Raw genomic sequence first — 12,471 nt, 5'->3', positions numbered from 1 at the left:
CATCATGAAGGTTCTGATTGTCCGTCTCTCCGCCTTTGGCGATATCATTCACTGCCTGCCGGCTCTGGATGATCTGCTTGCACGCCCCGAGGTGGAAGAGGTTCACTGGCTGGTTGATGAACGCTACCGCTTTGTTACCGACATCCTTCCAAAACAGGTACAGGTGCATGCAGTTGCCCTGAAGGGTGATCACCCCATTAGATCAGCATGGAAGGTCACACGTAAGCTGCGAGCTATCGGGTTTGATGCCATTCTCGACCTGCAGGGGTTGATGAAGTCAGCCCTTCTCTCACGGCTTTGCGGGAGCCCCGTGTTCGGTTTTGACAGGAATTTCCTGCGTGAGAAACCGGCCAGCCTGTTGATTTGCAATGTCAGTTTCCATAATGATGAACGCCATGTCGTACAGTACTATCGCCGCATTGCAGCAGCCCCTTTCATCAATGGCACAGCGGCAGAGTCGATCCCCTATGCACCACCTGCCATCAACATCGAAGAGAGCCGCTGTGTTGAAGAGAAAGGGCTGATCTCCCACCTTGGACTTGAGGAGAACAGCTATGTAATCCTGCACGCCGCTGGCGGCTGGGAGACAAAACAGCTTCCTTCAGCCACCTGGCTGGCTGTTGCCGAAGGGTTGAAGGCGCGAAATATCGTTCCACTTTTCAGCTGGGGCAATGAGCGTGAAAAGGTACAGGCGGAAAGTTACGCCTCGCGGAGCAACGGCTTCGCCTTACCTGAACGTTTAAACATGTCACAATTATCCACGTTGATCAGGCATGCCCGTGTTGCTGTTGGTGCAGATACGGGCCTGCTTCATCTGACTGCGGCATTAGGCAAGCCGACAATAACATTCTGGGGACCCTCGGCTTCATGGAGATCAGCCCCGCTGGAGTGCACAGAGAATGAACAGGATAAACGTTTACACTGGCATATCGAATCAAACCCGGCATGTGGCCCCTGCTTCAAACGCAAGTGCGACAACTTTATCTGTATGGATGCTATTCAGGCCAGCAGGATTCTCGACGCCATTGATATCATTTGAGCCTGAGTTGCCTGTCAGGGCTTTTTGTCAGGGGGTAAAACAGTGAACATTAAAACTCTTCTCATCTCCCTGATGGTAGGCTGTATCTCAGCCTTTACCGCCCATGCTGAACCCCTTGAGGTAAGAGCCCCCCACTGCATGCCCTATATCGGTGAGCATCTGGCATTTGATGTTAACTGGGAGTTCATCAATGCTGGCTCCGCCACCATGGATATAAAGCCCAAGGGCAACGGCTGGCAGATCAATACAGTTGCCAAAACCAATAAAGCACTCGACATCTTCAGAAAAGTGCGTGACTACATTACGGCCGAAGGGGTATGTGTAGATGGACGCATGCAGAGTACGCTGTTCAACGCTGACCTGCATGAACGCAAATACACGGCAAAAAAACGTACGGAGTTTCTCTGGAAAGAGAACAAGGTCTCCCACACCCAGAACAAGGTCACAGAGTTTTTCGATGTTGATGCAGGTCACCTGAGTGTTATCGATGCTTTTTTCGCCGTGCGCAATCTGAAGTTGATACCTGGACAAACGCTAAAGGTTCCCGTCTTCGATTCCCGAAAACGGTACGAAATTGAGGTGATAGTACTGAGTGAGAAAGAGACATTGAAGGCACCCTGGGGCGAAAAGGTGGAGTGCATCCTTGTTCGCCCGAAGTTGAAAACAGAAGGAATTTTCACCAACAAGGGGGAAATGACACTCTGGCTGAGCAACGACGAACGCCACATTCCAATCAAAATGGCTGCAAAAATTAAATTTGGCCGTATCTTTGCGCACCTGAACGCCTACCGAAAAGCAACGCCTACACCATAGGATCACATTTAATGAGCACTGACATCGCAGACAAATCCACCTGGCACCGCCTGGTAATCGAGCACCGCATCAAACTTACCTACGCATTTGCGGTTCTGGTTCTGGTTTTCATCCGCCCGAGTTTTGAGGCCATGTTGTGGGGACTCCCGTTTATCGTAGCCGGAGAACTGGTTCGCGTGTGGGCTTCCGGTCACATTCATAAGTTCAAAGAGGTCACGCAAACAGGCCCATATGCGCTCTGCCGGCATCCGCTATACCTAGGCCACTTCCTCATCATGATTGGTTACATGATTGCAGGCGCTGAGTTATGGGTGGCAGTTATGGGTATTGTAGTATTCTGGCTGATCTTCATACCGACCATGCAGAGAGAGGAAGCTCAGTTGAGCGAGATGTTTGGTGATGAGTATAAAACATACATGCAGACCACGCCTCGCATCATTCCCCGCTGGAGTGCAAAAGGAAGCGCAGGAAACTTCAACCCTGCCTTGGTAACCCAGCACCGTGAACTTAACAACATCCTGGGCCTCATTGCCGGACTTCTCATGTTCGCTACATTGGGCCTATTGCACGGCAGCTGGTAGTATCCGCTGGCACATAAATCATTGTGGTTTGAAGACCCCATTAATCGAGGAATGAACCGGTATGGCGCGATTATTTGATCACCCGCTGAAGCGGAAAGCTCGCTATGAAGCTGAGTATGCAGACAAAAAAGTGCTGGATGTTGCCTGCGGCTGCGTCAAGTTCAAGGGCGCTACGGGACTCGACTATAATGTCCGCTCCTACGAATCAAAGGAGTTACAGGCTGATGTCGTTTATAACCTGAACGAGTTCCCATACCCCTTTGAAGACAGCAGCTTTGACATGATCTGGTGTTTCCATTTCCTTGAGCATTTCCAGGACCTGCCCAAGATCATGGATGAATTTTACCGCCTGCTGAAACCGGGTGGAAAACTGATCATCAACACGCCTCACTTCTCAAGTGTTGAGGCTTACCGCCACTGGCAGCACTGCCACTTCTTCTCACGCGGATCATTTGACTACTTCTGTGAAGATTCGCATGAGTGGGAGTTTTACAACTGCCGTTTCAAGCTGACTGACAGTAAAATCTTCTTTGATGACCTTAGCACTGCCCTTGGTATCAGTCTGGTAGCCAATGCCTTCTCCTGGCAGTTTGAGCGCCGCCTCTCATGGGTTTTTCCTGCCTCCAGCGTCTACTTTGAACTGGAAGCGATCAAGGATTAATCTGAAGTGAACCACCCTTTCTCAGGCAGAGGACAATCATGATTGTACTTGGCATTAACGACATCTCCCATCACAACACCTCTGCCGCCCTGATCAGGGGTGGCGAAGTGATTGCTGCCATTGAAGAGGAGCGCCTGTCACGAGTCAAACTGGATAACAGCTACCCGCACGCTGCCATTAATGAGGTGCTCAAAATTGCCGGCGTCTCGGCAAACCAGATTGACCACGTAGCACTCTCGGGTCTTGATCATGCGCATCAGCGCCCTGCTCTGGATCGCCTGTATAAACATATTGCAGAACTGGCCAAGGAAGATGACGACATCCGAAGCTTCTACCGCAAACAGCAGTTAAACCGGTATACACGAGTGTTCCGGTCGCGTCCTAAAATGCCTGAGGCGTTCACCTCCAAACCCTTAAGCATTATTGAACATCATCAGGCACATGCTGCATCCGCCTATTTTTCATCACCATTTAAGGGTGAAAAGGTTGGTGTTATATCCATGGATGGATCAGGTGATTTCTCCTGGGGTTCAGCCTGGATCGGTGAGCATGGTAAAATGCAGCACGTTGAACATCTGCATGCCCTCAACAGCCTTGCCCTGCTCTACTCCGCCTTCACCATCTTCCTGGGCTTTAAAGCCACCCGCCATGAAGGCAAGGTGCTTGGATTGGCTGCCTTTGGTAAGCCTGATCCGCTCTATAGCCGCCTTATGGAGCTTGCGAACCCCGATGACTGGAACCACCTGCTTCATGCCAAGCTTGCCAAGTGCACACTCAGGCAGCATGGCGATATGGCGCAAAACAGTATTGCTGAACTCACTGAGGGCTTGAGCAAGGAAGACATTGCCGCTGGGCTTCAGGCTTTCACCGAAAAGCTGGTTTGCGACAAGGTAGCTGCCTATGCAGCTGAAATGGATGTCTCCTATCTGGCACTGGCTGGTGGCATCTTTGCCAATGTAAAACTGAATCAGCGTATTCTTGAGCTGCCGGGAATCGACAATATCTACATTCATCCCAACATGGGCGATGGTGGTCTTGCTGCCGGTGCCGCCCTGCAGGCCTATGCTGATCTCAACCCCGGTGAACTGCCGCGTTTCATGAACAATATTTACCTCGGAACTGCCATCACCGATGAGAGTGCTGAAGAGGCGCTGAATGAGGCTGGTATCAGCTATCAGCGACCTGAGAACATGGCAAAGGCTGCGGCCGAACTTCTGGCCAGTGGCAAGGTTGTAGCCCGCGCCTGTGGCGGCATGGAGTATGGACCGCGTGCGCTCGGCAATAGAACCGTCATGGCCCCCTGCTCTGACCCGGAGATCAACGACTGGCTGAACAAGAAGTTCCAGCGCACAGAGTTCATGCCGTTCGCACCGGTGATTCTGGAAGATTACTGCACGGACTATTTCCCTGGCTGGAAGCCTGATCATAAAGCAGCACGCTTTATGACACTTACCTACGATGCTGCGGATATCGCTAAAGAGAACATTCCGGCAGCTGTGCATGTCGATCAGACCGCCCGACCTCAGGTGATTCTGCGAGAAGATAATGAAGGCTATTATGATATCCTCAGAGAGTTCCATGCCCTGACCGGCGTGCCGAGTGTCATCAACACCAGTTTCAATATGCATGAAGAGCCCATCGTCTGCACAGCATCGGATGCCATTCGTGCATTTCTCGATGCAAAGCTCGATGCACTGATTCTCGGACCTTTCCTGATATATCTGCCTGAATGAGTCACTCCGGCAAGCTCCCCATCAGCGTCACTATCATTGCCTGCAATGAGGAGAAACGCATTGGAGAGTGCCTGAATAGCGTTCAGTGGGCGGACGACATCGTGGTAGTGGACTCCGGCAGCAGCGATAAAACGGTTGCGATCGCAGAAGCACATGGTGCAAGGGTCATTCATCATACCTGGCCGGGATATGGCGCACAGAAGCAGTTTGCAACGAGCCAGGCCAGGTACGACTGGATACTCAATCTCGATGCTGATGAGCATGTTACCGATCAACTGGCTACAAGCATTAGAAACACATTCCAAAACTTACCAGAATCCATTATTGCATTTGAATGTAACTTTGAGCATTTCCTGATGGGTCGCTGGCTGCGCCATGGCGAAGCCTACCCAGACCCGCATATTCGCCTGTTCAATCGACAGGCAGGCGACTGGAACAGCCGCCAGATCCACGAACATATCGAAATCAGTGGCTCTACCGGAAAACTTGAGGGCAGCATTCGGCACAAAACGGTTGAATCGCTTGCCGAGTACATTGAGAAAATCAATCGTTACACCGAGCTGCAGGCGGAGATCATCGTTGAATCAGGAAAACAGGTAACCTTCAGCCAACTCTTCTTCCGCTCGCTGTGGCGTTTCCTGCGCGGCTACATTTTCAGACTAGGCTTTCTCGACGGCATTGCGGGGCTGACACACAGCATGACATCCACGCTGACCTCCTACCTGAAATATGCCAAAGCCTACGAGCTACAGAAAAAAGATCAGGAATGAAGGTACTGCACATTGTTCGCCAGTACGGTCCTGTCGGCGGCATGGAACGTTATGCGTGGGAGGTAAGCCGGGCTCAGGCTGAACTCGGTGCAGATGTGCAGGTGCTTTGTGAGCATTGCCATCTGAATCCTTCTGAAAATATTCAGGTTCACTTGCTTGGTCAGGGGCTACGTAAACCGCGCTGGTTATCCGCCCTGCTCTTCTCCCGCAAGGTCACAGCCTGGATCAAGCAGCACCCGCAGAAGAACACGATCATTCACAGCCATGAAACTACCGGCGTACACCACATCACAACATTTCACGGACCACCCTTTGCCCGCATCCGTCAATCACCATGGTGGAAACGCGCCTCATTGCGAGTCTATGCAAACCTCTGGCTGGAAGAGCGTGAGTTATGCGGAGAGCAGGTACAGAGAGTCACACCCAACTCGGAGCTGATTGCCGGGGAGTTGATTGATGCCTATCCGGTTATTGCACCGCGCTTAACCCCTCCGGTGGTGCCGGGGGTGGAGTCTGGAGAAGTGCGTCCAAACCGGGATATCCCGGCCAAGGGTGGAGTCATCGGCTTCATCGGCAAAGAGTGGAAACGCAAAGGGCTTGATCGTGCGGCAAGCATCGTTGAACAACTGCGCCTGCAGCGACCCGACTGTGAACTATGGGTGCTGGGCCCGGATCCGGAAAAGGTTTCCCACCTCTTCAAGCATTGGCAGGGCGGCTATCGCCTGCTGGGGCTGGCCGAATCACGTGAAATTCTACCGCAGTTTGATCTGTTGCTACACCCGGCCCGGCGGGAGCCATTCGGCATGGTTATTACTGAAGCTCTAGCCACGCAGGTACCCGTCGTCATTTCCAACCAGTGCGGTGCAGCAACAGAGATTACAGAGGGCCTGGGTCGTGTATTGGATGAAAACAGTACAACGGATAACTGGGTTACAGCATGTGACGAGTTGCTAAACCGTACTTCACCACCGCCCATCTACAAGCATAGCTGGCAAGATGTAGCACGTGAATACCTTGATGTTTATGCTTCTATAACGTTGAAATAGTTAACCTTCAACCCTCTTTTTTCACCCAGCGATGGGCCACACGATGTATGAATGCCTGATGCAGAAGATAGATCCACTCACTCAACAGTGAGAATACCCTCGGCATGCGATCTGCCTCCACCCGTTTCCAGAGGAAAGCGCCAAGCGCCAGCATCGCAGCCTGTGCCGCCCACATCGTCCAGCCGGAAAAAGCTCCCTGACTGACTTGCCTGTGCAACAGCAACTGCACATTGTAGATCAGCACCAGCACTGCAATACCTGCAATCAGAGACCCCGCCTTACCTGAACGCTTCTGCGTCAGCGATAAAGGCAGGGCAAAGAAAAAGAGAATCAACACAGTCGAGGGCAATAATGCCCGTCGGTTCCATTCGGCAACAGCATCAGGTTTGGCTAAGGCTTGTACACTTTGCCACAGCTCGGACACGGTCATCATCGTCACATGGTCCGTTGATTTCCGCTCCCTCCACTTGCCCTCAGAGACAGGGATCGTTACCTGGTAGTGGTCAAAGGTCAGCATACGTTGATCCGCGCCCTTCCCTTCAAGGCGAACTCCACTGTTCATCTGCAGTTCCAGATAATCCCCGCTCATAATAAATTGAGCCGATTTGGCCGTGTAGATCACAGAAACACCATCACGGTGATCCTCAAGGATCACCCCATGGTAGATTCCCTCTTGATCCTCACCATCAACATAGACCGTGACACCATCAAAGCCCTGCGTAAAACGCTGGGGGGAAAAGGTGATCGCACCTTTCAAGGCATACACCTTGGCCAGAATATTATTAAAACCAAGCTGACCCTGCGGCAGTAGCACCATGGAGGTGAAGGTCAAGCCAAGCCAGAGCAGCGCAACCACCAGAAAGAAACTGCGAAACATGCGTGTGTAGGAAACGCCAGAGGCGCGCAGCGCGTCCATTTCGCTGCTCTGTTGAAGTGAAGCAATGGTATTCTGCATGGAGAGAAAAAAGGCCATCGGCACGGTAAGAAGCAGAAAATATGGCATGGTAAGTACCAGAAGCTCTCCAATCAGAAGCCACGCCTGCCCACTATCGCTGACAGTTCCCAGCAGCTTTAAGGCTCGTCCAAGCAACAAAACACTTAGCACAAGGATAAGACCACCCATAAATGGGCCCAGCCACAGGCGCAGGATGTAACGGTCAAGTATCATATCTATCCGTCATTGCTTTGGATTTGGAACATGTGCGATGATAGCATCCGCACCACATTTGATAAGAGTAACATTCAGTGCATAAAACTTCAGGGGTGAAAACAATTCTTAACGTAAAAGAACAATCGGCACTGGAAGCATCACTTGAGAACTTTCTCGAGCAACTCCCCATTGTCAGAATTGCTGAATCGGTAACTGTGCAGTCGGGCAAACCAGAATCCGAAGTGCTTAACTTGATTCAAACATTTGCCAATGAGAGTCGTGTAACCCTTAAACTGATCATCAAACAACTCGATCGTGAGCAACAGATACTTGAGGTCGGTGCCGGTCTCTGCCTTCTGAGCCTGTTTCTCAGACAAGAGGGCTTCAGGAATATTGCACTGGAGCCTGCGCTGGGGGGCTTCGGCCTGTTTGAGCAGCTAAAAACAGCGATACTGAAGCACTTTAGCCAGATTGACCTACCTGTGCTCGACAAACCAGCACAAGCACTGGACGCCTCAATAGACGGTCCCTTTGATCTCATCTTCAGCAACAATGTCATTGAGCACATTCCTCAGTGGCCTGTCGCGCTGGAGGCAATGACAGCGGTATTGAGCCTGAAGGGCTTGATGGTTCACGCCTGCCCCAACTATACGATCCCCTATGAACCGCATTATGGTGTGCCGGTCTTCCGTCATTTTCCAGAACTAAGCCGCAAACTGTTTTTGCCTGCTGGAAGCGATGCGGAAATCTGGGACTCTCTCAATTTCATCACCTGCAAAGAGATTAAAAATCACTGTAACAGAAGAACCCTAAATTGCCGATTTAGAAGTGAATTGCTTTACAGCGCAATCAAGCGAATCAATGATGATGAGGTATTCAAGAAACGCCATCAGGGTATGGTTGCGACACTTGCATCCTTCATCATGAAATCAGGGCTCGGGGCTCTAATCAGACGCATCCCGCCCACGCTTTCCACGCCGATGATTGTCGAAATCAGCCACGACAGAGGAAAGAACTGATGGCACAGATCGTAAGCGGCTTTCGCGCCGTCTTCTCACACCCCTCGATCTACAATCTGGCCCAGCGCCTGGTGGGCGCTGAAAAGGCACGCCGTGCACTGGTGCAGGACTATTTCCCCGAAACCGGCGGCTATCGCATGCTCGACATCGGCTGCGGAACGGCAGAGATCCTTCGCCACCTGCCTGATGACATTGATTATTTCGGCTTTGATGCATCCGACCCCTACATCGCCGAAGCGCGTAACAGGTTTTCAACACGCGGCACCTTCAAAGCGGAGTTAGTCAGGGAGGCTACCCTGGAAGATATGGAGCCATTTGATCTGGTGCTCGCCTTCGGCCTGCTGCATCATCTCGATGACGATGAAGGAAAAACATTGTTTGCACTGGCCCGAAAGGCCCTTAAGCCCGGTGGACTGGTGATTACGATCGATCCTGTTTATGTGCCCGAACAGTCGGCTTTGGCGCACTGGATGATCAGCAAGGATCGCGGGCAGAATATCCGTGTCCCCGAGGGGTATCGAGAGCTTGCCTCAGCACAGTTTACCGACATCACGGCAATCGTACGCCATGATATGCTACATATACCCTACTCCCACCTGATTATGACGTGCAAAAAACAGTGATATCTAATTCTTTTAGATATCAACAGCTCATGTGATAAGGTTGCTACATGGCTCATCTATCCATCGTTATCCCGGTCTATAAAGCTGAAGGCTGCTTGCACGAGTTATACAGCAGACTTGTCTCTTCACTTGAGAAAATCACCGCAGATTTTGAATGCATTCTGGTCGAAGACTGTGGTGGTGATCGCTCATGGGGGATTATTCAAGAACTTGCCGCATCTGACTCTCGCATCAAAGGCATGCAGTTCAGCCGAAATTTCGGTCAGCACTACGGCATTACAGCTGGGTTGGACCACTGCAGTGGGGACTGGGTAGTGGTGATGGACTGCGACCTCCAGGATGCTCCGGAAGAGATCCCCAACCTCTATGCCAAAGCGAATGAGGGTTTCGATGTCGTACTTGCTCAGCGCTTGAACCGCAAAGACGACTCAACAAAGACGCTCTCATCCAAACTGTTCTACAAGCTTTTCAATTATCTGACTGGCATGGATTACGACCCTTCGGTAGGCAACTTCCGCATCATGTCGGCCAAGGTAGTGGAGAACTGCAGGAATATGCGCGAGGGGCTTCGTTTTCTCCCCGGCATGATTGACTGGATGGGGTTTCCGGCGGCCAAGATTGAGGTTGAACACTGCAGCCGCTTTGCTGGCGAGTCCTCTTACACATTCCGCAAGCTACTGAGTCTGGCTACCGATACCATCATCGCCTACTCCGACAAACCGCTGCGCATGTCGGTCCGATTCGGATTCAGTATTGCCACCATCTCCATGATCGCGGGTCTCTCACTGCTAACCTATTCAATGTTCAACGATCTTGCGGTATCGGGCTGGAGCAGCCTGATTATATCACTCTACTTCCTGGGCGGCATTATCATCGCCAACCTCGGCATTATCGGCATTTATCTCGGCAAAACCTTTGATGAAACGAAGAAAAGGCCGCTCTATATCATCAATCACACCACCTTCAACAATGAATAATTCTGCTATACGCCCTACCCCCTGGGATACAGCAGCCTTTGGCATGAGCTGCTTTGATATTATTGAAGCCAGTGAGGCTGTTCTTGCGCATGCAGCAACCACTCCCGGTCACTACAGCGTCAAAGTCGATCCGCTTACCTCTAAGGCACTACTGCACAAATACGGCTTCTACTACACCGACACCCTGATTGAGCCATTCTGCAAGAGCAGTGATGTGGTTGAATTCAAAAACCCGGATATCACTATCAACAGCTCAGTGGATATCGACCTGTTGCTGCCTATGTGTGACGAAAGTTTTCTGCATGGCCGCTTTCACCGCGATTTCAATCTGACAAGTAGCAAAGCCGACCTGCGCTACAAGCAGTGGCTGAAACAGCTGTCAAGTGAATGTAACGTGCTGGGACTGTTTTATCGCGATGAATTGGCAGGTTTTATTGCCCATAACAAAGGCAGTTTGCTACTGCACGCCATTGATGCAAAGTTTCGTGGTCAGGGGCTTGCCAAATATTTCTGGTCAACGACCTGCAAAAAGCTGGCCGATGATGGTGTTCAGGAGATTCGAAGTTCGATATCAGCAGGTAACCTACCCGTTCTCAACCTCTACTGTTCACTGGGTTTTCGCTTCAGAAAAGCCGTGGACATCTATCACAGAGTGACCGAATAACTTCATATGTCCTTTTCTATCGAACCATCACTCAAACTTTATAAATTCCTGACGATTGTTGCAGGGCTACTCATGCTGTTGCCACTGCCGATTATGCAATACGTCGGTGAAGAGGGGCTGATGGCCATCAAGTCCTATGAGATGTTTGTGCGCGGTGACCTCATGCACCCCTCCATCCTAGGCATTATTTGGCCACACTCCCCGCTCTGGCACTGGCCGGTGATCGGCATCAGCACCCTGATCGGCTGGGAACATATCGATATCGCCATTCGGCTGGTCTCCGTTATCGCATCATGGCTAAGTGCATGTGTCGTTGCATTCAGTGCCAACTGGATTTTTAAGGACAAACCACAAGCTGGCTGGCTTGGAGCCCTGATCTACCTGAGCATGGGAGAGGTTGCATTCTGGTATGGCTGGCTGGGTTATCTCGATGCTACCTTCGGCCTGTTCCTCTTCTCCTCCATTATCATTCTCTGGAGAGCGATAGCCAATGAGAACCTGAAGTGGTTTTTCATCTCCCTGCTCTTTGTTTCCCTTGCATTTCTGACCAAAAACATTACTGCCTATGTTCTGTTCGGTCTGGTCGGATTTGTGGTGCTCTGGCGTCATAAATGCTGGCACATTCTGAAATCACCATTGTTTCTGCTGATGGGCATTACTGCACTATCACTGCCATTGCTCTGGCAAACGTTTGTAGTTCCCCCACAGGCAAATACAGCTACTACAACCGTAAATGATGTTCTTCGTAACTTTGTAGGTTATGGCATGCTCGACTACCTTAAGCACTGGACGACCTATCCATTGCTGTTTGCCTTACGGGCACTGCCGGTAAGCCTCTTTATTATCTGGTTATGGTTGCGTCGCAAACATCAGTTTCATCTTGATCATAATCTGACCACACTGATACTAATTATTCTCGTCTGCCTGCTTCCGTTCTGGATCTCAGCCCATGCAAGCCCCCGCTACCTCGTTCCCTTCTATGGCCTTATTGCCTTACTTCTGACAGGTCTTACGCTGCAATTAAACCCTCAGCATCTTCGTCAGGGCATCACCCTGATTGCGCTGTTTATTCTTCTTAAAATCCCCTACAGCGTTGTTGTCCTTCCCTATATCAAAGACTGGCGCCCGGAACGGGATGTTAAAGTCGTCGCTGAAGAGGTCATGAAACTCACCGAAAATGCGCCTCTGCGAAGCCAAAACGATGTATCAACAGGTCTGGCCATTGCCGCCTATATTGATATCTGGAGACAGGATCGACCACCGGTCACCTGGTACCGTAACAAAGAGCGCGGCGTCTATATCCTCACAGAGGTTGAAGCCCCCTCTCTCGGCCAGCTGATAAAAACATGGAGACTGCGCGGTGACTACGTCTACCTCTACTGGAAAGCGGATTAA

13 protein-coding genes are annotated in these 12,471 nt (G+C 51.0%); 12 read left to right on the top strand and 1 reads right to left on the bottom strand.

Features of this window, described 5'->3' with window-relative positions; translation table 11 throughout:
• Positions 1-4 precede the first annotated feature (4 nt).
• The 7 genes from Ga0123461_RS05815 (at position 5) to Ga0123461_RS05785 (ending at position 6,643) form a co-directional block, all read left to right on the top strand.
• On the top strand, positions 5-1,039 hold the full coding sequence (locus Ga0123461_RS05815) for a glycosyltransferase family 9 protein (RefSeq protein WP_100277468.1): 1,035 nt from the start codon (positions 5-7) through the stop codon (positions 1,037-1,039).
• 42 nt (positions 1,040-1,081) lie between these two features.
• A complete protein-coding gene (locus Ga0123461_RS05810; RefSeq protein ID WP_232710397.1) occupies positions 1,082-1,852 on the top strand; it encodes a DUF3108 domain-containing protein in 771 nt (256 codons plus the stop codon).
• An 11-nt stretch (positions 1,853-1,863) separates the two neighbouring features.
• The gene (locus Ga0123461_RS05805) at positions 1,864-2,433 is read left to right on the top strand and encodes a methyltransferase family protein (RefSeq protein ID WP_100277467.1); all 570 of its coding nucleotides are present in this window, start codon (positions 1,864-1,866) and stop codon (positions 2,431-2,433) included.
• A 61-nt stretch (positions 2,434-2,494) separates the two neighbouring features.
• Positions 2,495-3,094: a methyltransferase domain-containing protein gene (locus Ga0123461_RS05800; RefSeq protein WP_100277466.1), complete on the top strand. Its 600-nt coding sequence runs from the start codon at positions 2,495-2,497 to the stop codon at positions 3,092-3,094.
• Positions 3,095-3,132: 38 nt separating this feature from the next.
• Positions 3,133-4,827, top strand: a complete 1,695-nt coding sequence (locus Ga0123461_RS05795) for a carbamoyltransferase family protein (protein WP_100277465.1) — start codon at positions 3,133-3,135, stop codon at positions 4,825-4,827.
• Positions 4,824-5,597: a glycosyltransferase family 2 protein gene (locus Ga0123461_RS05790; RefSeq protein ID WP_100277464.1), complete on the top strand. Its 774-nt coding sequence runs from the start codon at positions 4,824-4,826 to the stop codon at positions 5,595-5,597. The genes Ga0123461_RS05795 and Ga0123461_RS05790 overlap by 4 nt, the downstream gene beginning before the upstream one ends.
• Complete coding sequence (locus tag Ga0123461_RS05785; RefSeq protein WP_100277463.1) at positions 5,594-6,643, top strand: glycosyltransferase family 4 protein; 1,050 nt, start codon at positions 5,594-5,596, stop codon at positions 6,641-6,643. Before Ga0123461_RS05790 ends, Ga0123461_RS05785 begins: the two co-directional genes overlap by 4 nt.
• 7 nt (positions 6,644-6,650) lie before the next feature.
• On the opposite strand, the gene Ga0123461_RS05780 is transcribed toward Ga0123461_RS05785, so the two are convergent.
• Positions 6,651-7,811: an LptF/LptG family permease gene (locus tag Ga0123461_RS05780; RefSeq protein ID WP_100277462.1), complete on the bottom strand. Its 1,161-nt coding sequence runs from the start codon at positions 7,809-7,811 to the stop codon at positions 6,651-6,653.
• Between the two features lie 95 nt (positions 7,812-7,906).
• On the opposite strand from Ga0123461_RS05780, the gene Ga0123461_RS05775 reads away from it, so the two are divergent.
• Genes Ga0123461_RS05775 through Ga0123461_RS05755 form a run of 5 tightly spaced genes read left to right on the top strand, consistent with a single transcriptional unit; the run spans position 7,907 to position 12,471 of the window.
• Positions 7,907-8,812 (top strand): class I SAM-dependent methyltransferase, encoded by a 906-nt coding sequence (locus Ga0123461_RS05775; protein ID WP_232710396.1) that lies wholly within the window; start codon positions 7,907-7,909, stop codon positions 8,810-8,812.
• A complete protein-coding gene (locus Ga0123461_RS05770; RefSeq protein WP_100277461.1) occupies positions 8,812-9,435 on the top strand; it encodes a class I SAM-dependent methyltransferase in 624 nt (207 codons plus the stop codon). The genes Ga0123461_RS05775 and Ga0123461_RS05770 overlap by 1 nt, the downstream gene beginning before the upstream one ends.
• A gap of 47 nt (positions 9,436-9,482) precedes the next feature.
• Entirely contained in the window at positions 9,483-10,412 is a 930-nt protein-coding gene (locus Ga0123461_RS05765; protein WP_100277460.1) for a glycosyltransferase family 2 protein, read from the top strand.
• Positions 10,405-11,076 carry a GNAT family N-acetyltransferase gene (locus tag Ga0123461_RS05760; RefSeq protein ID WP_100277459.1) on the top strand — a complete coding sequence of 224 codons (672 nt, stop codon included), beginning with the start codon at positions 10,405-10,407 and terminating at the stop codon, positions 11,074-11,076. The genes Ga0123461_RS05765 and Ga0123461_RS05760 overlap by 8 nt, the downstream gene beginning before the upstream one ends.
• 6 nt (positions 11,077-11,082) lie before the next feature.
• Complete coding sequence (locus tag Ga0123461_RS05755) at positions 11,083-12,471, top strand: ArnT family glycosyltransferase (RefSeq protein WP_100277458.1); 1,389 nt, start codon at positions 11,083-11,085, stop codon at positions 12,469-12,471.

Origin of the sequence: Mariprofundus aestuarium (genome assembly GCF_002795805.1) — a bacterium.
Taxonomy (GTDB): domain Bacteria; phylum Pseudomonadota; class Zetaproteobacteria; order Mariprofundales; family Mariprofundaceae; genus Mariprofundus; species Mariprofundus aestuarium.
Note: the sequence above shows the minus strand (reverse complement) of the source record. Positions and strands in the feature narration are given on the sequence as shown.